Here is a 20,362-nt window from a genome sequence, read left to right on the forward strand (position 1 = left end):
TCAGGGGGTGGAGATCCGGCGCAGGACCACGCCGAGCACCCGGTCGCCGGAGTAGTAGCCGTGCGTCCGCGAGTCGAAGCTCAACGCGGCGTTGTCCCCGAGCGCGACGAGCCGTCCGGCCGGTACGGGTGAGCCGGGGGCGGCCGAGACGGCCGCCGCCACCGGCGCGGGCACGGGGTCACCGGGCAGGGCCGCGGCCCGTTTGATCACCCAGCTTCCCTGTGCGATGTCGCGGACGCCCCGATCCGGCCGCCCCCCGACGGTGGCCGGATGCCGGGGCGCCGGCTCGGGCTGCGCGATCACCACGATGTCTCCCCGCCGCACCCGGCCGAGCGGCACCCGCCGGACGAGGACGCGATCACCGGAGCGCAGCGCGGGCTCCATGCTCCTGCCCTCCACCGTGATGACCGCGAGCCTGCGGCGCAGCGTCACCAGCGTCGCCGCCCCCGCGAGCGCAGCCATGACTCCGGCCACGGATCCGGCCACGAGTCCCGCAGCGACAGGTGCGGCGTCGGCCAGCGTGAGCGCGGCGGTCACGGCGTCCCCGCATCGGCCGGTTCCGGTGTCCCGTACCCACGGGCCTGCAGGCCGAAGAGGCCGGCGTAGACGCCGCCCCGCCGCATCAGCTGGTCGTGCGTGCCCTGCTCGGCCACCACGCCCGCGTCGAGCACGACGAGCAGGTCCGCGTCCCGTACGGCCCCGAGCCGGTGCGAGATGAGCACGCTGGTGAAGCCCATCCGATGCCGACGCAGCCGGGTGTGCACCTCGTGCTCCGCCTCGGGATCGAGACCCGAGCTGGGCTCGTCCAGGATCAGCAGGTCGCCCCGGTCGCGCAGCATCGCCCTGGCCAGGGCCAGTCGCTGCCACTGCCCGCCGGACAGCGTCACCCCGGCCGTCGCGTCATCGCCGTCCGCCATGGGATCGGCGAACATCCGCGACAGCAGGGTGTCGTACCGCCGGGGCAGCGCCATCACGGTCTCGTGCGCCCCGGCCCGGTGGGCGGCCGCCTCGATGCGCTCCCGGTCCTCGATCGCGGTCACGTCGCCGAGGCCGATGTTGTGCGCGGCACTCAGGTCGTACGCCATGTAGTCCTGGAAGACCGCGCCGATGCGGGAGCGCAACTCCGCCGGGTCCATGTCGCGCAGGTCGACCCCGTCCCACAGGATCGCGCCGCGTTCCGGGTCGTAGGCCCGGCACAGCAGCTTCACCAGCGTGCTCTTGCCCGCCCCGTTGCGGCCGACGAGCGCCACGGCTCTGCCGTACGGGATCGTGAAGCTGACGTCGCGCAGGACCCACGGGCGGTCGGGCGAGTAGCGGAACCACACGCCGCGGAACTCGATGCCCCGCCGCAGCGCGGGCACGGCACGCGGGCGGGCGGGCACGGGCAGGTCGGGGCCGCAGCGGGTGACCATCAGATAGTGATCGAAGACCAGCACCTGCTGGTGGGCCATGGTCACCTCGTTCACCAGCGTGGTGATCGACGTCTGCACCCCCGCGACGGACGCGACCAGCAGCGTGAGGTCACCGACGGTGAGCTGACCCCGCCAGGCCGCGATCAGCGCCCAGACCAGCCCGGCGGCGGCTACGCCCGCCGACATGAGCCCCAGCGCCGACTGCGTGGCGAGCTCGCGCCGGTCCATCTGACGCCGCTCGGCGTCGGCGGTGCGCCGCTCGCCGGTCATCAGCGCGCGGAAGTACGGCCCGGTGCCGAACAGCCGCAACTCCTTGGCGGCCTGGACCGTGGTGAGCAGCTGGCGGTAGAACAGCTCCCGTCGCTCGACCGGCCCGACGCGCCACATCACGGCGGCCCGCCCCCGTGAGAGCCGCAGCTCCGCGAGCAGCGCGGGTACGGCTGCCGCCAGCACCAGGATCGCGAGCACGGGGCTGATGACCAGGAGAGAGCCGAGGAAACCGAGCACGGTGACCGCGCCCCTGCCGATGCTCAGCACGCCGCCGACCACCAGCCCCGGCGCGGTGCCGCCCGACTGGTGGGCCAGCGACAGCCGATCCAGGAACACCGGGTCCTCGAACCGCGCCAGGCCGACGAACCGCTCGGCCGCTTCGAAGAGCCGGTCCTGCGCGAGCAGCCCGACCCGCCGCTCCAGCTCCCGGCGGACGTACTGGGAGAAATGGGGCAGTGTCGCGGTCGCGAGGCCGGTCACCACGAGACCGGCGCCGACGGCGGCCAGATAGCGCCCGTCCACCCCCCGGCTGATGATCGCGTCCAGCGCGGCCTTGGTGAACCAGGCCGCGGCCACCGGCACCAGGGCCTCGAGCAGCGCCGCGATCGCGGATCCGACGATGAGCAGCGGTCCGGCCTGCCAGGCCAGGGCCAGCGCGCCGGCGACTCCGGCGGCGCTCGCCCTGACACCGCCGAGACCGTCCGGCCCCTTCGCCGCGCCCGTCTCCGTCGGTGTCTCGGCCTCGCTCACGCCGGGACGGCCACTTCGGTCCGGTCGGGGTCCAGCCCGGAGACGAGCACCGTCCCCGACTCGTCCAGGACGCCGAACGACGGGAACGCCCGCACCCGCAGCGCCTCGTTGATCCCGGTGCCCTGCGGCTCGATCACGACGCGGGCGACGGGTTCGAGCCGCTCGCGGTACGCCTCGGGGTCGCCGCCCATGTCCGCGACGACCGCCAGCACTCGGTCGCGTCCGCCGCTGAAGTGGGTGGCCAGGCGCAGGAATCCGGGCAGCCGCTCGGCGCAGGCGGAGCAGTCCGGGGAGAACACCCCGACCAGCGTGTTGCCGAGCAGGGTCTCCCTGGAGATCATCTCTCCGGTCGTGGCCACGGCCTCGAACTCCCCGGCCGTCTCGCCCTGGGCGAGCATCCCGGGAGGCGCGCTCGTGGCCTGGAGCGTGGAGATGATCTCGGTGTGCTCGCGTAGCCGGCGGATGACGCCGAAGGTGAGCAGGAGGTCGAGCAGGCAGATCGCGCCGACCACGGCGACGAGTGAGACGACGGCAGTCATGGGCCCTCCAGCACGGTTCGTGGTGCTCCGGCCGCCGACGCTAGAGGGCCGGAATACAGCGGTCGTACAGGGCTCATACAGCCCCGCCGGTGCCGTACGCGGCCAGTATCCGAGCAGTATCGGCCCTGTATGGCGGGCTCCTACCGTCGTGGCGAACTGTCCGCGACGACCGGAGGTCGCCATGGTGAGACTGGCCGAAACACTGGCCGACAGGATGCTGAGCCGCCTCGTGCCCAAGGCCACGGCCCAGGCGTGCTCGTGCTGGACCGAGGGCAACACCTGCCTCGTCCGCAGGTGCTGCCGTTACGGAAGCAGCTGCGGGAGCATCTCCTGTGGCAACTACGTCTGCAACTGCTGCTGAGAGACACGCACGTGAGCCTGCTCGCCCTCGCCGCGCGTCGGCGGGCAGGTCCGCGAGAGGGGACGCGATGCAGTACGTGGCTGCGCTCATCGGCATGATGTGGGTGGCGCATCTCGGGGTGACCCTGGCGCTGGTACGCCGGGTCCGCCGGCTGACCGGCCTCATCGGGCCCCGGCCGGTCCTCCAGCGGCCGATGATCCTGGAGGAGGACGAGACGGTCGGGCCGTTCCACGCGGTCACGACGGCCGGCCGTACGGTCTCCCGCGAGCTGCTCCCCGAGGTCGGTCTGACCGCGTTCTTCTCGCCGATCTGTCCGGAGGCGGTGGAGCGCATTCCCGGCTTCGTCGCGACCGCCGGGCGTTTCCCCGGCGGAACCGACGCGGTGCTCGCCGTGATCGTGAGCGAGGAGCCGGACGCCGCCGAGCCGTACGTCAGGATGCTCGAACCGGTGGCCGGTGTGGTCGTCGAGCCAGAGCGCGGCGAGCTGAGCAGGGCGTTCAAGACCCGGGGGTTTCCCGTGTTCGCGTTGCTCGACGCGACGGGCCGCATCATGGCCTCGGGGGAGCGTCTGGACCAGATCTTCGAGATCCCGGAGGAGTCGCGGACGAGATGACAGAACAGCTCGCCGTCGTGGCCCGCTGCCTGATCGGCGTGGTCTTCGTCCTGTCGGCGGCCGGCAAGCTGCGGTCCAGGACGGCCTTCGCCGAGTTCGCCCGATCGGGCCGGGCGCTGACCGGCGCGCTCCTGGGCGGCCGGCCGATCGGGCGGGTCGCCGGCCTGTGGGTCGGCGCGGCCGTCGTGACCGCCGAGATCGCGGTCGTGGCGCTGCTCGCCGTCACCGCCACCTCGCGGGCGGGCTTCGCACTGGCCATCGTGCTCCTGCTCGGGTTCACCGCCGGCCTGCTGGCCGAGATGCGGCGGGGCACGCGTACCCCCTGCCGGTGCTTCGGCTCCTCCAGCACGCCGATCGGCCGCCGCCACATCGTGCGCAACGCCGCCCTGATCGCGCTGTCGGCCGTCGGTGTCGCAGCCGGCCCGATCCCCCTCCTCCACCCGGCCGCCGCGGCCGCCGGAGCCGTACTCGCGCTCGTCGTCGCCCGGCTCGACGATCTGGCCGAGCTGTTCGCGAACTGACCTCTCGCCTCACCATGATTCCGGGATTGATTCTGAGAACAGTAACGATATATCGTTGAGTGGTCTAGAATGAATCGCGAACGTAACGTCAAGGAGGTGCGCGATGAGTTCCGTTCACGCGATGGGCGGGCAATGGGCCGATCCGGAGGCGCTGCACCGTCATGTGCGGCGGACGCTGCACACCGCGATCGTGAAGGGGGCGGCGATGTGGCAGCAGGGGCCCGGCGGACCCCGTGAGCACCGGCACAGGGGCGGCCGGCGGGGGCGCGGTCCGTGGGGTCCGGACTTCGGGCCCGGAGGGCCGCCGTTCTGGGGCGGCGGGTTCCCGTTCGGCGGGCGGGGCTTCGGCGGCAGGGGCCGCAAGGCGAAGCGGGGCGACGTACGCGCCGCGATCCTCGCCCTGCTCACCGAGGAGCCGCGCAACGGCTACCAGATCATCCAGGAGATCGCCGAGCGTAGTCAGGGCGGCTGGCGGCCCAGCCCCGGCGCGGTCTACCCCGCGCTCCAGCAGCTGACCGACGAGGGTCTGGTGCGCGCCGAGGAGACCGACGGGCGCAAGACCTTCCACCTCACCGAGGCCGGTCTGGCCTACGTCGAGGAGCACCGGGACGAGCTTCGCGCCCCATGGGAGGAGATGACGCCGGACATCGGGGAGAACGTCCACGAGCTCTTCCATCTGTCCCGGCAGGCCGCCTCGGCGCTGTTCCAGGTCGCCCACAACGGGACCGACGGCCAGATCGCGCAGGCCAAGCAGGTGCTGACCGAGACCCGGCGCAGGCTCTACCAGATCCTCGCCGAGGGCGACCCGGCCGAGGAGTGACCGGGATGGACCAGCAGGACGGCCTGCGCGTAGGCGACCTGGAACGCGACGAGGTGACACGGGTGCTGCACGACGCGTTCGCCCAGGGTCGCATCACCCGGGGCGAGCTCGACGAGCGGCTGGACGCGGCGCTGTCCGCCCGCACCACCGGCGACCTGCGGCGGATCACCGCCGATCTGCCCGGCGCCGGCATGCGAGGGTCGTACGACCCGCCGCAGTGGCGGGAGCGCCGCGGCGACCCGGCGCCGTGGGGATGGAACCTCGCGCAGTCGCGGCAGCGGGCCCCGCGAATCCGGGGCCGCCGCGGTTCTCCGCCGATCGTGTTCGTGGTGCCGGCGCTCGCGCTGGCCGGCGCGCTCGCGATGTACGGGGCATGGCCGCTGTTCGCCGCGCTCAGGCTGCTGTTCCTCGCCTGGCTGGCGGCGGTCGTGATCGGAATCGTCCGCCACCGTCATGGTCACCGTCACCGGCACTGGCACGGCCACCGGTACGGGCACTGGCACGGTCACTGGCCTGGGCACCCGGGCCGGCGCTGGTACGGCCACGGGCAGCGGGGCTGACTCGGGGGCCGGTCCCGCGGGGGAGCGATGAGCCGTGGCGTCACGCGGGCCCGGCCGGGCCCGGTCGCAACCTGGCCATCTCCTCGGCGATGGCCGGCAGCGTCCAGTGGGCGTTGAGCCCACTGGGATTGGGCAGGACGTGGACGGCGATGTCGCCGATCGTCTCCTCCTGCGGGCCGATGACGGCCCGGGGCCGGCCGAAGGCGTGGCGATAGGCGGTCACCCCGGCGAAGGCCACCAGGCGCGGCCGGATCTCCTTCAGCAGACCCCTCAGTCGCTCGGCGCCCGCGCGGAACTCCTCGGGCGACAGCTCGTCGGCCCGCGCGGTCGCCCGTGCGACGAGGTTGGTGATGCCGAGGCCGTACGACGGCAGGACATGCTGCTCGTACGGTTCCAACCGGCGCGGGACGAGACGGGACAGGTGCAGCGCCGGCCAGAACCGGTTGCCCGGCCGCGCGAAGTGGTGACCGGTGGCGGCGGAGTAGAGGCCGGGGTTGATCCCGCAGAAGAGCACGTCCAGGTCGGGGCCGATCACGTCGTCGATCGTCGCGTTTCTGGCCGCCGCCAGGTCGGTCTTCGTCGGGCGCATGGCAGTGATGCTACGGGCTGTCGTGCGGCTCCCTTCCCGGGTGGATCAAGCCCGGAGCTGGCGGGTGATGGAGGGGTCGGTGATGGCGCCGTCGTTCGCCAGCAGAAAGGCCTTGCTGAGGATGAGCGCCAACCGGCCGTCCTCCTCGAACGGGAGGAACAGCCGGGCGTGGGGGTCGCGTGCGGAGACGATGCACAGGTAGGCGTCGTTGGGTTCCATCAGGATGTTCGCCGACCCCAGATGGATCTTGTAGGTGCGAAGATCGCCTCGTACCACCAGGAAGCGGTCGGTGATGGTGCACCGGTCGGCGATGGCCGTACGCCCGATCAATCGGGACAGCGCGTCGCGTCGCACCTCGGCCGACGGCGGCAGCTCCCCGAATGAACCGGTCCGCCAGTAGTCCTGAAGCCGGTCCGGCCCGTGGTCGGCCCACCGGGGATCGAGCGTGATCGACGTGACGGCCACGAACAGGTCGACGTCCCGCATGGCCTCGCTGAACACCAGTGCCGGGACCTCCGTCAGCGTGGCCCGGCGCCAGCCGCCCTCGGTCAGCCGGTCGAAGTGGACCCGGCCGGTCACGGCAAGGCCCTCGTCGTACAGATGGTGCTCCAGGGTCGCCCGCCACCGTCCGCCCGCCAGCAACCGCCTGCCGTCCCCGTCGTCGTAGCCGCCGTCCCACGGCCCCATGAAGTTGGACTTCCAGCCTCGCTGTTTGAACAGCGCACGGAGCCTGCGGTAGTCCACCACATGCTCGGCGAACCGGTCGGAGTGGTCGCCGCTCGCCTCCTCGGCGGGGGTGAGCAGGTAGATCTCGCGGAAGGCCTGCTTGAACGGCTGGCGCAGCTCCTTGCCCTGCACCACCTCCCGCCAGGCGCGCACCTCCTCCACGGACGCGCGGGCCGGATGCCACAGCCGCACCGGCACGTCCGGCACGGTCAGCCCCAACTCGGCGCGCCACACGCCGGGGGAGACCTCGAACTCCCAGATCAGCCGGTCGGTGACCGGATGACCCTCGAGCCGCCGGTACGGCGGAGCCGTCTCACCGGCGTATCCGGCCTCCAGCGCCCTGATCAGGGTGACCTGCCGCTGCCGAGCCTGCTTGGCCAGCTCGCGCAGCCGCTTGACCTCCTCGGGGTGCTCCCGCCGGACCGCCGCCGGCACCGTCTTGAGCTTCCTGTCCCCGTGCCACCACGACAGCTCGACCTCGCCGTCCGTCGAGATCACCGCCGTGTGCTCGCCGACGGCCTGCCGTACCCGCCCGTCCGGCAGCCGGAACGCCACCTCCAGCCGGTCGGCGAGGGCGGGCTCGATGCGCTTGAACTTGCGGTCCAGTTCCCTGGGCACCTGGGCGTGCCGGGTGATCCGGCGGGCGGCGTACAGCGAGGCGACCGCCTCCGGAGTCGGGTGCTCCTCCACCGCGCGGGCGATCTCGAACAGCACTTTCTGGGAGGGCAGCGTCTTGGCCGCGGTGGGCGCCACCGCGACTCCGCGGACCAGCGCGTCCAGCGACTCGGGCAGCCATGGCTCGTCCCGCATGAGCGCGATCCGTACGGCCCGGCCGATGGCCGACGTCTCCCCGGCGTCGAACGCCTTCTCCGCCTTGTACGGAATCTCGCCGGCGTGGATCGCCGCGACGCGGGCCCCGGCCATCTCCAGAGCAGTCCGGGCGAACTCCAGGTAGCCGGGCTGGCCGCTGAGCCATTCGGGCACGCCGGACAGCGTCGGAGCGGAATAGTAGGTCCATCCCCCCAGCGCCTCTCTGAACAGCGCCCGTCGCTCCGCGTCCCACCCGAGCAGCACGTCCATCTCGGCGACCGCGATCGGTCCGTGCTCCTCGGCGAGCCGGGGCCGCACTTCGGCGTCCATGCCCGCCAGCCCCGCCGCCACGAGCAGGGTGAAGGGATGGTCCCGCACCCTGTCCGGCAGCAGGAATTCGACCAGCTCACGGGCGGGCGCGACCAGCCGCTGCCGGGCGTGCTCGTCGAGCGCGTACCGGACCGAGATCGGGTCGTCGTCGCAGACCTGGATCCGCCCGCTGCCCAGCCCCACCAGGCCCACGCTCAGCCGGGAGGCCTCTGGCCAGTGCGTGGGATCCTTCGCGATCCCGGTGATCAGGTCGTACAGACGCGACGCGAGAGGGGAGAGGTGGCCGCTCATGTCAGCCCCCGACCAGGGGGACGAGCTTGACGAAGGAGACGACGGAGTCGGTGATCAGGTCGATCTCGGTGTCCAGATCCTCGATCTGCCGGTCACCCACCAGCAGCAGGAAACCGTTGCGGGCGAACGCCGCCTCGGCGGCGTCGGCCTGCTTCTCCCAGTCCAGTACGCGTGCGGTTCGCATCCGGTGGCCGTTCAGCTCGGCCTCCGCGTCGGTGGGTTTGATCAGGCCGCGGAAGTGGTGAGTCGGTGAGGCGTTGTAGCGGGCGACCTCCTCGCGTACGCGCAGCCGTACCAGCTCCCGGGCCGAGATCCGCTCCGGCATGTCGGGCAGGGCGAACTCCGCCAACGCCCGGCCGGTCGCTGTCTCATCGCGAAACGTCACTGATGCCATCGAAAACCCTGTCGTCCAATGTCAGGTGGTGGCGCAATCTATAGCAGCGGCGAACGACAGAACACCGGCGACAGCGCCCCGATGGTGATCATTCACCCCGTCCGGCTCATGGCCCTGCCGGGCTCAGCCAGCCCTTCACCTCCGGCGATGGCGGTCCACGCTCCGGCGGCGGCAGAGCGAGCCGGCATGACGTGGACGTGGTGCTCAGGGTCTACGCCATGTGCATCGACAGGCGACGCGAGGTGGCCGATCGGCGGATGGGCGGGGAGGCTGTCAGTCGCCGTCGAGATGGAGTTCCAGTGCCGGATCGGCGGCGCACTGCTCGGCGAGATCCTTCAGCTTCTCGGCCATCCGGGCATCTTCGGGTGCTGTTCGCGGGAGCCGGGCAAGTTCGTCGAGGAACTGCGGCATCTCGGCAGACGTCAGGATCAGGCTGCCGTACGGGTCGACCCGCTCCAGCATGGGATGGCCGCCGCGTCCTCGAATCCGGTCGACGAGGCGGACGAAAGCGTCGTCAGGATCGGGCGCGACGGCGACGGGGGTGAGCTTCCTGCGCTTCGGGCTGCTGCCACGTCGCTCCACTCGCATCAGCACCACATCCACACCCATGATCACATCATAGTGAGGACCCCGGGAGAGATCTCGGGCCCCTTCGGCGTACGGCTGGTGGAACCATTCCGCGAGATGGCGAGAACGGCCGATCTCACCTGGGAAAACGAGACCGAGACCATTCCACGTATGTTCACGGCCATTGACGTGTGGCCGCTATCAGCGGCATGTGGCCGCATGGCATATCAACCTATGAGACCTGTGAAACCGCAGGTCAGGCGGTATGCCTATGATGAAGCTGAGTAGGGCGGGTGGGACTTGAACCCACGACCCACGGATTATGAGTCCGATGCTCTGACCGGCTGAGCTACCGCCCCGCAATGGTGCAGTCTCTCACAACTCGGGGGGTGCGCAGTCCCGCATCCCAGGAGAATCCGAAGGTTTCCGAGTCGGCCGCACCGTCATGCGGAGCACGAAGGCGGCTCGGAGGCAACGCGCTGGGAGATCTCCCGGATGTCCCTGTCCCGGCCGGTCGCCAAGGGAGCCCGAGCCCGGGGAGAGGAGAAGAAGGGCGGCATGCCAGGCGGATCATCAAGGCCGTCATGCTCATCCGGCTCGGGGACCAACCAGGGGCGAGGACGACGGAACCCCGGGGGTGATCGACGCCAAGAACGCGCCGTCGATGAGCATGCAGCAGGGCAATCAGGGCTTTGTGTCCTAATGGTCGGGTACGGCATGGCGGAGTGGCTCTGCGTGCGATCGGGGGATTGCTGTGGAGATACGACTCGTGGCGGCCGTCGCTTCCCTGGCCCTCCTGACGGCAGTCCCAGCGTGTGACACGGCACTCCCGTACTCGGGGACCGGGCTGGGCGCTGTGGGCAGGCTCGCGGACGGTTTCACGATCGGGCTGCTGCTGCCCGACGGCGAGAGGTACGACACGCACGATCGGCCCGCCATCATGCGGGCGGTCGCCGCCCTATGCCCGAAATGCGAGGTCGTGACCGCCAACGCCGGCGGCGACCAGGCCACCCAGGATCGGCAACTGTCCGAGATGCTCGCTGATGGCGTGCGGGTGTTCATCCTGATCGCGGTACGGCCTGAGGACACCGTGTCCCAGGTCGCGGGGGCGAAGCTCCTGCGCGCCAAGGTCATCGCGTACGACCGGCTGGCGAACGGGCCGGTGGACGCCTTCACGGGCTTCGCCGGGCCTCATGCCGATATGACGCGGCGGCCCGCGGCCCTCCTCGACATCACACGGGAGGCGGGCAGCGCGGCCCGGCTCGCCGTCGACCTCGCCTCCGGCAAGGCCGTGTACGGCACGACCACCGTCGCCAACGGGACCACGGCGTCGATCCCCGCCGTCATGATCCACCCGGCTGCGCGCTTCACCACGTCCCGCGGGAGTGATGCGGGAAGCGATGGGTAGGCGGGGGAGAGCAGCGGAACGTCGACGAAGGGAGAGCCGCCATGGCGGACGCCCCGAACCCGATCCAACTGCAGAAGCACCTCAAGGGCGTGGACTACCCGGCCGGCAAGTCCGACCTGATCCAGACGGCCCGCGATCACGGCGCGGACGACAACGTGATCAATGCGTTGGAGAGGCTGCCGGACCGGCAGTACGACGGCCCGAACGCCGTCAGCAAGGCGGTCACCGAGGCGCGTTAGCGCCGCTCGGTGACGAGGCACCCGGCGGGAGGCCACCGAGCGGGGATCACCCGGCGGGGTCTACCCGTGAGAGCGCGGGCGCCGACAGGGGGGGAGCCGCCCGGTCGACTCGAAGACGAGTCGACCGGGCGCCGCTCTGCGGGAGATTCATCCCCAGAGGTCGCGCAGCGGTCCGGCCGACAACGGCGCCTGGGCGAGCCCGGCCTTGAAGGCCGGCCCCCACAGGGCGGGATCCAGCACGTTCTCGCCGAACACGGCGATCGAGGCGTCATCGGGGTGGATCACGTGCGTCCGTGCCGCTCCCGACTTCCCGAGTTCGGCGTCGAGGGCGGCACGGGGAGTGAGATGGCCCAATGGCTCCAGCACGATCACCGTCGTCGCGCCGGTGGCCAGGTCGGCGCTGGTCGCCGAGCGCACCCCGCCGTCCATGTAGCGCCTGCCGCCGATCTCGACGGGTGGGAAGATCATCGGTACGGCACAGCTCGAAGCAACGGCGAGCACGAGCGGGACGCCCGAGTCCCGCGTCCAGACGACGAACTCCCCGGTCTCCGTGTCCACCGAGTTGATCAGGAGTTCCCGGTCGGGCCATTCCTTGACGGGGAGCCGCTCGCCGACCGCGGCGAGCCGGTCGGCCGCGTGGTCGACGCGGGCGTCGAGGGCCATCCGGCCGACCACGCGGCGCCGCTCCACCGGTTCGATGGTGGTGTCGGCGAGCACGGCGAACGACCGCGCGGTGGCGTCCAGGTCGATGGCCGGCGCCGGACCGGTGTCGACATTTCGCTGGTGGGTGACGGCCTGCTCCAGGTCGGCTCCGGTGGCGATGAGGGTCCCGACCACTGATCCGGCGGAAGTGCCGATGATCCGGTCAGCGGTGCCGAGATCGACGCCCTCCCGGCGCAGTCCCGTTACGATTCCGGCCATCCAGGCGATCCCGGCGACTCCGCCGCCACCGAGCACGAGTGCGTTGGTCATGTCCAGAATTATGTTCCATCCGGCACCTGTCGCAAGCGCGTCGAAGTCTAGTTTTTTTGTATGGCCCCCAAACTATTGACGCCGAGGCCGCGCATGTGTGAATCTCTCTCAAGTTCCATGCACGGAGGCGGTTGACGGTCAGGGTCCCTCCTGGTCGTGCATGGCGGTTGTCCATGTCGAAGGGAAAACCGTCCATGCGAAGATTCTTCAGCATGCTCGCGGCCACCACGGTGGCCCTGGTCGGGGCGGTGGCCGTTACCACGCAGTCGGCGTCGGCCGTCGCCTCGGATCCGTACACGTTCAAGAACGTGCAGATCGCCGGGGGCGGTTTCGTTCCCGGGATCGTCTTCAGCCAGGCCCAGAAGGACCTGATCTACGCACGCACCGACATCGGCGGCGCCTACCGGTGGAACCAGTCCTCCCAGACCTGGACCCCGCTCCTCGACTGGGCCGGCTGGGACAACTGGGGCTACAACGGCGTCGCCAGCATCGCCGCCGACCCCTCTGACGCCGACAAGGTGTACGCGGCCGTCGGCATGTACACCAACAGCTGGGATCCCAACAACGGCGCGATCCTGCGCTCGTCCAACAAGGGCGACACCTGGCAGGTGACCAAGCTGCCGTTCAAGCTGGGTGGCAACATGCCCGGCCGCGGCATGGGCGAGCGCCTGGCCGTCGACCCGAACAAGAACAGCGTCCTTTACTTCGGCGCGCCGAGCGGACAGGGGCTGTGGCGGAGCACCGACTCCGGCGCGACCTGGGCCAAGGTCACCAACTTCCCGAACGCCGGCAACTACCGGGCCGGCAGCGGCGACTACGACGGCGACATCCAGGGCGTCGTCTGGGTGACGTTCGACAAGCGCACCGGCACCTCCGGCAACGCCACCCAGACCATCTACGTGGGCGTGGCCGACAAGGACAACACCGTTTACCGGACCACCAACGGCGGCTCCACCTGGGAGCGGCTCGCCGGCCAGCCGACCGGCTACATCGCCCACAAGGGCGTGCTGGACACGGTCAACGGCTACCTCTACATCGCCACGAGCGACACCGGCGGGCCGTACGACGGCGCCAAGGGCGACGTGTGGCGCTACGCCACCGCGACCGGCACCTGGACCCAGATCAGCCCGATCCCGTCCAGCAGCGAGGACGACTACTTCGGGTACAGCGGCCTGACCATCGACCGGCAGAACCCGAAGACCATCATGGTCGCCACCCAGGTCTCCTGGTGGCCTGACGCGATCTTCTTCCGGAGCACCGACGCGGGCGCCACCTGGACCCGCATCTGGGACTGGACGTCCTACCCGAACCGCAGCTTCCGCTACAAGATGGATATCTCGGCGGCTCCCTGGCTGACGTTCGGCACCAACCCGCAGCCGCCGGAGGTCACGCCCAAGCTGGGCTGGATGAACGAGTCCGTCGAGATCGACCCGTTCGACTCCGACCGGATGATGTACGGCACCGGCGCCACGATCTACGGCACCACCGACCTCACGAAGTGGGACTCGGGCGGCCAGTTCACCATCAAGCCGATGGTGAAGGGCCTCGAGGAGACGGCGGTCCTCGACCTGATCAGCCCGCCGAGCGGGGCGCCCCTGGTCAGCGCGCTGGGCGACATCGGCGGCTTCCGCCACACCGACCTCGACGCGGTGCCGTCGATGATGTTCACCTCGCCCACCTTCACCTCGACCACCTCGCTCGACTACGCCGAGAAGAACCCGAGCGTGATGGTCAGGGCGGGCAACTTCACCGACTCCGACCGGCCGAACGACAGCCACGTGGCGTTCTCCACCGACGGCGGCGCGAACTGGTTCCAGGGCAGCGAGCCGGGCGGCGTCAACAACGGCGGCACCGTGGCGGCCGCCGCCGACGGCAGCAGGTTCGTCTGGGCGCCGGGCGACTCCGGGCAGCAGGTCGTCTACTCCGTGGGGTACGGCAACAGCTGGACGGCCTCCAGCGGCGTCCCGGCGAACGCGATCGTCGAGTCGGACCGGGTCGACCCGCAGAAGTTCTACGCGCTGTCCGGCGGCAGGTTCTACGTGAGCACCAACGGCGGCGCGAGCTTCTCCGCCACCGCGGCGACCGGCCTGCCGTCCGAGGGCGACATGCACTTCAAGGCCGTCCCCGGCCACGAGGGCGACATCTGGCTCGCCGGCAAGGGTGGTCTGTGGCGCTCCACCGACTCGGGCGCGTCGTTCACCAAGCTGCCGAACGTGACCAACTCCATCAACATCGGCTTCGGCAAGGCTGCGCCCGGCAAGTCGTATCACGCCCTCTACCTGGTGGGTGAGATCGACGGGGTGACCGGCCTGTTCCGGTCCGACGACACGGCCGCGAGCTGGGTGCGGATCAACGACGACCAGCACCAGTACGGCAACATGGGCGAGGCCCTCACCGGTGACCCCCGGATCTACGGCCGCGTCTACCTCGGCACCAACGGCCGGGGCATCATCTACGGCGACCGCAAGGGCGGCACCCCCACGCCCACGCCGACCCCGACGCCCACGCCGACACCCACACCCACGCCTACGCCGACCCCCACCCCCACCCCCACCCCCACTCCCACTCCGACGCCCACGCCTACGCCGACCCCGACCCCGACCCCGGGTGGCAAGGCGTGCGCGGCGACGTACAAGGTGACCAACCAGTGGCCCGGCGGCTTCCAGGGCGAGGTCACGGTGAAGAACTCGGGCAGCGCCGCGATCAGCGGCTGGACGGTCAAGTGGGCGTTCGCCAACGGCCAGAAGATCAACCAGCTCTGGAGCGGGGTTCTCACCCAGTCCGGGGCGAACGTCACGGTCGGCAACGTGAGCTGGAACGGTTCCCTCGGCTCCGGGGCCGGCACCACATTCGGCTTCACCGCCGACCTGTCCGGCGGCAGCAACGCCGTACCGTCCCCGGTGACCTGCACGGCCTCCTGACCCATCCGTCCAAGGGAGGCTGACAGGACCGGCCCGGGCGTCCAGCCACGCTCGGGCCGGTCCGCCGTTTCGCATACGCTTTGTCCAGTGAACACGATCGCGATCGGGGTGTACGTCGCGGCGAGCGACGCCAGGAGCAACAAGGGCGCGATCGCCCTCGGGATGATCGAGCTGCTGACCCGCCAGGTCGAGACCGTGGGCGTGTTCCGGCCGCTCGTCCGGGCGGGCCGGGAGGACGGCCTGGTCAACACCGTGCGTGCCCGCTTCGGCATCGGCCTGCCGTACGAGATGTGCGTGGGCGTCACCTACGAGGACCTGCACGCCGACGAGGAACGGGCGACCGGTGAGATCCTTGCCCGCTATCGCGCGCTGGCCGGCCGGTGCGACGCCGTCGTCGTGGTCGGCACCGACTACACCGACGTCGGCGCGCCCACCGAGTTCGTCTTCAACGCCGAGCTGGCCGCCAACCTGGGCACGCCGGTGGTCAACGTCGTGACCGGGCTGCACCGCACGCCCGACGACATCACCGCGGCGGTCGAGATGTCCAGGAAGGAGCTCGCCGACCGGCACGCGACCGAGCTGGCCACCGTCGTCACCCGCGTCACGCCCGGCCTGGTGGACGAGGTCGCCGCCCGCGTCAGCGCGTACGTCCTGCCGGAGGAGCCGCGGCTGTCGGCGCCCACGGTGAGCGACCTGGTCGCCGCCTGCGACGGCAGGATGTTCATGGGGGACGAGCAGCAGCTCGGCCGGGAGGTCGGCGCGCTCATGGTCGGGGCGATGTCGTTGCCGAACATCCTCGACCGGCTCTCCGACGGCGTGGCCGTCATCGTCCCGGCCGACCGCGCGGCCGCGCTGGTGCCCGGTTTGATGGCCGCGCACCGGGCGCCGACGTTCCCCGCCCTGTCCGCGATCATCCTCAACGGCGGGCTGGAGCTGCCCGAGCCGGTCATCCGGCTGCTCGACGGCATGGACATCCGGCTGCCCGTGATCACTACGGACGGGGGCACCTTCGAGACGGCCAAGGCGCTGTCGGAGGCCGAGGGCATGTTCACCCCCGACGCCAAGGGCAAGATCGACACAGCGCTCGGCCTGTTCGCCGGTCACGTCGACACCGCGGCGCTGCTGCGCAGCCTGCGGATCACCAAGGCCGCCGCGGTCACCCCGCTGATGTTCGAGTACGACCTGCTGGAGCGGGCCAGGGGCGAGCGCCGCCACATCGTGCTGCCCGAGGGCGCGGAGCCGCGGATCCTGCGCGCGGCCGACAGCCTGCTGCGGCGCGGCGTGGCCGAGCTGACCCTGCTCGGCGACGAGCGGGAGATCCGGGCCGCCGCCGCCCAGATGGGCCTGGCCGTCGACGACGCGCACGTGATCAGCCCGTTCGACGAGGAGCTGCGCGAGCTGTTCGCCCAGGAGTACGCGCGGCTGCGGGCGCACAAGGGCATGACGCTCGCGCAGGCCCGCGACGCCGTCACCGACGTGTCCTACTTCGGCACGCTCATGGTCCACCTCGGGCTGGCCGACGGCATGGTCTCGGGCGCCGCCCACACGACGGCCCACACCATCCGCCCGTCGTTCGAGATCATCAAGACCTCGCCCGGCGTGGGGACCGTGTCCAGCGTCTTCTTCATGTGCCTCGCCGACCGGGTCCTCGTGTACGGCGACTGCGCGGTCGTCCCCGATCCCACGGCAGAGCAGCTCGCCGACATCGGGATCTCGTCGGCGGAGACCGCGGCCAGGTTCGGCGTCGAACCCCGCGTCGCGATGCTGTCCTACTCCACCGGGGAGTCCGGAACGGGCCCCGAGGTGGACAAGGTGCGCCGGGCCACGGCGCTCATCCGCGAGCTGCGGCCGGACCTGCCAGTGGAGGGCCCGATCCAGTACGACGCCGCGGCCGAGCCGAGCGTGGCCAGGGCGAAGATGCCGGGCAGCCCGGTCGCCGGGCGGGCCACGGTGTTCGTGGTGCCCGACCTCAACACCGGCAACAACCTCTACAAGGCCGTGCAGCGCAGCGCCGGCGCCGTGGCCGTCGGACCGGTGCTGCAGGGCCTGCGCAAGCCGGTCAACGACCTGTCCAGAGGCGCGACCGTCGACGACATCGTCAACACCGTGGCGATCACCGCCATCCAGGCGCAGGCGCATGGCCGGGCGGGTGGCCCGGGGCGGGAGGAGACGCCGTGATCGACCAGGTGCTCGTACTCAACAGCGGCTCGTCCTCGATCAAGTATCGCCTGATCGACATGACGGCACGCCGGGAGACCGCACGCGGCCTCGCGGAGCGGATCGGCGAGGAGACCAGCGTCCTCACGCACGACGGCGTCCGGGTGGAGCGGCGGCTCGCCGACCACGAGGAGGGCCTGCGGGCCGTGCTGGCCGCGTTCGCGGAGCACGGGCCGCCGCTGGACCGGGTGGCGGCGGTGGGCCACCGGGTGGTGCACGGCGGCAGCAGGTTCGTCCAGCCCACGCTCATCGACGACGAGGTCGAGCGGGCGATCGAGGAGCTCGCTCCGCTAGCTCCGCTGCACAACCTGCCCAACCTGGAGGGCATCCGGGTGGCCCGTCGCGTGTTCCCCGATCTGCCGCACGTCGCGGTCTTCGACACCGCGTTCCACGGCACGCTCCCGCCGCACGCCTACACCTACGCCGTGCCGCGCGAGTGGACGGAGAAGCTCGGCGTGCGCCGGTACGGTTTCCACGGCACCTCCACCGCGTACGTCTCCCGGCGGGCCGCCGACCTGCTCGGCAGGCCGTACGACGAGGTCAACTCGATCGTGCTGCACCTCGGCAACGGCGCGAGCGCGACCGCCGTGCTCGGCGGGCGCAGCGTGGACACCTCGATGGGCATCACTCCGCTGGCCGGCCTGGTGATGGGCACCCGGTCGGGTGACATCGACCCCGCGCTGCCGGCGTACCTGAACCGCGTCGCCGGCATGAGCCTGGCCGATGTCGACGACGCGCTGAACCGGGAGAGCGGCATGCTCGGCATGTGCGGCGCCAACGACCTGCGCGAGGTGTGGAAGCTCGCCGACTCCGGTGCGCAGGACGCCCGGCTGGCGATGGAGGTGTACGGCCACCGCCTGCGCGGCTACATCGGGGCCTACTACGCCGTGCTCGGCCGGGTGGACGCGCTGGTGTTCACCGCCGGGGTGGGGGAGCACGACGCGCGGACCCGGGCGCTCGCCGTCTCCGGGCTGTCCCGGCTCGGCATCGAGATCGATCCGGTGCGCAACGCCGCCCCGGAGACCGGCCCCCGGACGATCTCGCCCGAGGGGGCCGAGGTCGCCGTGCTGGTCATCCCCACCGACGAGGAGATGGAGATCGCCGATCAGACGGTCGCCTGCGTCGAGTCGCGGTCGCACTGATCGTCGGTGGGCCCGGTTATTCTGGCTGCTGAAAACTGGGGGTGATCGGATGGCGCTGGCCGAGGACAGCCAGACGGGGGCCGGGGAGTCCGAGATGCCCGGATGGCGTGACCGCGTGCGGGCCCGGCGCGGTGGTCACCTGGCTCTGCGGATCGTGATCGGGACGATCGGCTGCATCATGATCGTGGGTGGACTGATCATGGTGCCGTTCCCCGGGCCGGGCTGGCTCGTGGTGTTCGCCGGTCTGGCGGTGCTGGCCACCGAGTTCCCGTGGGCCTCCAGGTTGCTGGAGCTCGTCAAGCGAATCGTCCTGGCCGCGACCGACTGGCTCAAGCGGCAGAACTGGTTCGTCCGCATCGTCGCGGGCCTGCTGACCTTCGCCTGCGCCGCCGCCATCGTGTGGGCGACGCTGAAGCTGACCACGGGGATCGATCTCATCCACATGGCCCGCGCATTCGTGCTACGGGGCATGTGAGGACAGGACGCGTGAGGGAACAGGGCACTCGAAGACGGGGTGTACGAGTACGGGCCGGGTGGTGACGGGGTCCGGGTGAGGACCGCCGGGCCGGGTCAGAGGCAGAGCGCCGTCAGAGGACAGCCGGCCGGTCAGATGCAGAGCGCGGCCAGAGGTGGGAGAGCCGGGTCAGAGGTAGAGACCGGTGCCGTGCTCGGTCTGCTGGGTGGCCACCGCGTGCAGGTCGCGTTCGCGCAGCACCAGATAGATCTGGCCCTGCACCTCCACCTCGTACTGGTCCTCGGGGTTGAACAGGACCTTGTCCCCGGCTTTCACGGATCGGGCGTTGGCGCCGGCTCCGCATACTTCGCCCCAGACCAGCCGGTTGGCCATCTTGACGGTCGCCGGGATGACGATGCCCCCGCTGCTGCGGCGTTCCTCGGTCTCCCGCTCGATCCTGATCATGACGCGGTCGTGGAGCATTTGGATCTCGAACTTCAGGTCGGCCACGCTGGCAGTCTACGCGGTCAGGACCGGCCCATGGCCAGGTCATAACCGGTGCCTGAACGGCGGTAGACGCGGCCGGTGCCCCACTTGAGCACCTCGAAGCGGACGTGGACGGTGTTGGAGCGGACTCCGGTGAGGTCGGCCATCATCTTCTCCGACAGGTCGACGATGGCCGGAATGTCGTGCTGGGCGACCGCCCATTCGGCCGGGCCGAAGTCCTCGACGACGCCGATGACGCTCTTGCCCCGATAAGTGATCTTCACCTTGGTGCCGAGGGGCCAGTAGGGGCTGGCGATGGTCTTGTAGCGCATCGGCTTGCCCGAGGCGGTCGCGGCGTCCCAGAAGGAGGTGGCCGTGGCCTTACCCGAGGGGAGCTTGGGCGTGGGGGAGGCCTCCGGGGTGGGGGAGGCGCTTGGTGATGCGGAGAGGCCCGGCGACGGGACGGGGGACGGGGGGACGGAGGTGGTCGGTTCCGGGATGGGGCGCCGGAGCGGCGGCCCGGCCGCGGCGTGGGCGGTGGCGGCGGTGCCGGTGGCCAGCAGGACACCGGCGACGGTCAGGGTGATCGCGTGACGGGTGTGCTTGAGCATGGGTTCCTTTCGCCCGGTCGCGGGGCCCACCTCGGCGGGCATGCGACAGCGGCCCGAGAGGTGCGGGAGGGAAGCCCCTTTACGCGTCTTTGGCGACGACTTTGCGACTTCGACAGATTTGGGGTAGTTGATTCCGGAAAAACCGGATGATGTGCATGAGTATAGGGAAAGAAACGGCAAAAGGGACAAGTGACACCAAACGGACGGTAGATCTTCCTTGACCTCGATTGGTGGTGATCTTGCAGTTGCTCGCACGAATGATGGTTCACCTGCGGGTCCACCCTTCGTGATCTTGCAGATAATCGCCGAATGGTGGGTTGATCAGGGGATTCTTCATGCGTGATCTTGCACTGCAAGAT

At 70.7% G+C, this 20,362-nt stretch carries 21 protein-coding genes and 1 tRNA gene; 11 read left to right on the forward strand and 11 right to left on the reverse strand.

The genetic code is table 11. The annotated features are described in order from the left end of the window. Genes AP234_RS22775 through AP234_RS22785 form a run of 3 tightly spaced genes read right to left on the reverse strand, consistent with a single transcriptional unit; the run spans position 1 to position 2,971 of the window. Complete coding sequence (locus AP234_RS22775; protein ID WP_200926664.1) at positions 1–537, reverse strand: S26 family signal peptidase; 537 nt, start codon at positions 535–537, stop codon at positions 1–3. Beyond that, positions 534–2,432 carry an ABC transporter ATP-binding protein gene (locus AP234_RS22780; RefSeq protein WP_083502351.1) on the reverse strand — a complete coding sequence of 633 codons (1,899 nt, stop codon included), beginning with the start codon at positions 2,430–2,432 and terminating at the stop codon, positions 534–536. The genes AP234_RS22775 and AP234_RS22780 overlap by 4 nt, the downstream gene beginning before the upstream one ends. Next, a complete protein-coding gene (locus tag AP234_RS22785) occupies positions 2,429–2,971 on the reverse strand; it encodes a TlpA family protein disulfide reductase (protein ID WP_055481745.1) in 543 nt (180 codons plus the stop codon). Before AP234_RS22785 ends, AP234_RS22780 begins: the two co-directional genes overlap by 4 nt. A gap of 181 nt (positions 2,972–3,152) precedes the next feature. On the opposite strand from AP234_RS22785, the gene AP234_RS22790 reads away from it, so the two are divergent. From AP234_RS22790 to AP234_RS36510, 5 genes are all read left to right on the forward strand, one after another. Next, complete coding sequence (locus AP234_RS22790; protein ID WP_055481746.1) at positions 3,153–3,332, forward strand: hypothetical protein; 180 nt, start codon at positions 3,153–3,155, stop codon at positions 3,330–3,332. Positions 3,333–3,399: 67 nt separating this feature from the next. After that, positions 3,400–3,945: a hypothetical protein gene (locus tag AP234_RS22795; protein WP_055481747.1), complete on the forward strand. Its 546-nt coding sequence runs from the start codon at positions 3,400–3,402 to the stop codon at positions 3,943–3,945. Then, the gene (locus AP234_RS22800; RefSeq protein ID WP_055481748.1) at positions 3,942–4,466 is read left to right on the forward strand and encodes a MauE/DoxX family redox-associated membrane protein; all 525 of its coding nucleotides are present in this window, start codon (positions 3,942–3,944) and stop codon (positions 4,464–4,466) included. Before AP234_RS22795 ends, AP234_RS22800 begins: the two co-directional genes overlap by 4 nt. 103 nt (positions 4,467–4,569) lie before the next feature. Further along, positions 4,570–5,286, forward strand: a complete 717-nt coding sequence (locus AP234_RS22805) for a PadR family transcriptional regulator (RefSeq protein ID WP_055481749.1) — start codon at positions 4,570–4,572, stop codon at positions 5,284–5,286. Between the two features lie 5 nt (positions 5,287–5,291). After that, positions 5,292–5,846 (forward strand): DUF1707 SHOCT-like domain-containing protein, encoded by a 555-nt coding sequence (locus AP234_RS36510; RefSeq protein WP_055481750.1) that lies wholly within the window; start codon positions 5,292–5,294, stop codon positions 5,844–5,846. A gap of 40 nt (positions 5,847–5,886) precedes the next feature. Here AP234_RS36510 and AP234_RS22815 read toward each other — a convergent pair whose 3' ends face one another. The 5 genes from AP234_RS22815 to AP234_RS22835 all read right to left on the reverse strand — a co-directional run bounded on the left by AP234_RS22815 (position 5,887) and on the right by AP234_RS22835 (position 9,912). Next, positions 5,887–6,435, reverse strand: coding sequence for a mismatch-specific DNA-glycosylase (locus AP234_RS22815; protein WP_055481751.1), 549 nt, complete (start codon positions 6,433–6,435; stop codon positions 5,887–5,889). Between the two features lie 45 nt (positions 6,436–6,480). Beyond that, positions 6,481–8,592 (reverse strand): DUF4132 domain-containing protein, encoded by a 2,112-nt coding sequence (locus tag AP234_RS22820; protein ID WP_055481752.1) that lies wholly within the window; start codon positions 8,590–8,592, stop codon positions 6,481–6,483. A 1-nt stretch (position 8,593) separates the two neighbouring features. Continuing rightward, positions 8,594–8,986, reverse strand: a complete 393-nt coding sequence (locus AP234_RS22825; RefSeq protein WP_055481753.1) for a hypothetical protein — start codon at positions 8,984–8,986, stop codon at positions 8,594–8,596. Positions 8,987–9,259: 273 nt separating this feature from the next. Then, on the reverse strand, positions 9,260–9,595 hold the full coding sequence (locus AP234_RS22830; protein WP_055481754.1) for a hypothetical protein: 336 nt from the start codon (positions 9,593–9,595) through the stop codon (positions 9,260–9,262). 243 nt (positions 9,596–9,838) lie between these two features. Further along, positions 9,839–9,912 (reverse strand) — tRNA-Ile (locus AP234_RS22835). A 395-nt stretch (positions 9,913–10,307) separates the two neighbouring features. On the opposite strand from AP234_RS22835, the gene AP234_RS22840 reads away from it, so the two are divergent. Then, on the forward strand, positions 10,308–10,961 hold the full coding sequence (locus AP234_RS22840) for a substrate-binding domain-containing protein (RefSeq protein WP_152990567.1): 654 nt from the start codon (positions 10,308–10,310) through the stop codon (positions 10,959–10,961). 41 nt (positions 10,962–11,002) lie between these two features. Further along, entirely contained in the window at positions 11,003–11,200 is a 198-nt protein-coding gene (locus tag AP234_RS22845; RefSeq protein WP_055481756.1) for a DUF2795 domain-containing protein, read from the forward strand. Positions 11,201–11,347: 147 nt separating this feature from the next. On the opposite strand, the gene AP234_RS22850 is transcribed toward AP234_RS22845, so the two are convergent. Beyond that, complete coding sequence (locus AP234_RS22850; protein ID WP_055481757.1) at positions 11,348–12,172, reverse strand: patatin-like phospholipase family protein; 825 nt, start codon at positions 12,170–12,172, stop codon at positions 11,348–11,350. A 194-nt stretch (positions 12,173–12,366) separates the two neighbouring features. Between AP234_RS22850 and AP234_RS22855 the strand changes: the two genes are divergently transcribed. From AP234_RS22855 to AP234_RS22870, 4 genes are all read left to right on the forward strand, one after another. Continuing rightward, a complete protein-coding gene (locus AP234_RS22855; RefSeq protein WP_055481758.1) occupies positions 12,367–15,093 on the forward strand; it encodes a cellulose binding domain-containing protein in 2,727 nt (908 codons plus the stop codon). 96 nt (positions 15,094–15,189) lie between these two features. After that, positions 15,190–17,271, forward strand: a complete 2,082-nt coding sequence (pta, locus tag AP234_RS22860) for a phosphate acetyltransferase (protein ID WP_055481883.1) — start codon at positions 15,190–15,192, stop codon at positions 17,269–17,271. Continuing rightward, the gene (locus tag AP234_RS22865; protein WP_055481759.1) at positions 17,268–18,452 is read left to right on the forward strand and encodes an acetate/propionate family kinase; all 1,185 of its coding nucleotides are present in this window, start codon (positions 17,268–17,270) and stop codon (positions 18,450–18,452) included. Before pta ends, AP234_RS22865 begins: the two co-directional genes overlap by 4 nt. Before the next feature lie 49 nt (positions 18,453–18,501). Then, positions 18,502–18,927 (forward strand): TIGR02611 family protein, encoded by a 426-nt coding sequence (locus AP234_RS22870; RefSeq protein WP_055481760.1) that lies wholly within the window; start codon positions 18,502–18,504, stop codon positions 18,925–18,927. A 168-nt stretch (positions 18,928–19,095) separates the two neighbouring features. Here the strand turns inward: AP234_RS22870 and AP234_RS22875 are convergent, their stop codons facing one another. Further along, positions 19,096–19,389 carry a GroES family chaperonin gene (locus tag AP234_RS22875; protein WP_200926673.1) on the reverse strand — a complete coding sequence of 98 codons (294 nt, stop codon included), beginning with the start codon at positions 19,387–19,389 and terminating at the stop codon, positions 19,096–19,098. Positions 19,390–19,433: 44 nt separating this feature from the next. Further along, entirely contained in the window at positions 19,434–20,003 is a 570-nt protein-coding gene (locus AP234_RS22880) for a hypothetical protein (RefSeq protein ID WP_055481762.1), read from the reverse strand. Between the last annotated feature and the right edge of the window lie 359 nt (positions 20,004–20,362).

Origin of the sequence: Sphaerimonospora mesophila (genome assembly GCF_001417795.1) — a bacterium.
Taxonomy (GTDB): domain Bacteria; phylum Actinomycetota; class Actinomycetes; order Streptosporangiales; family Streptosporangiaceae; genus Sphaerimonospora; species Sphaerimonospora mesophila.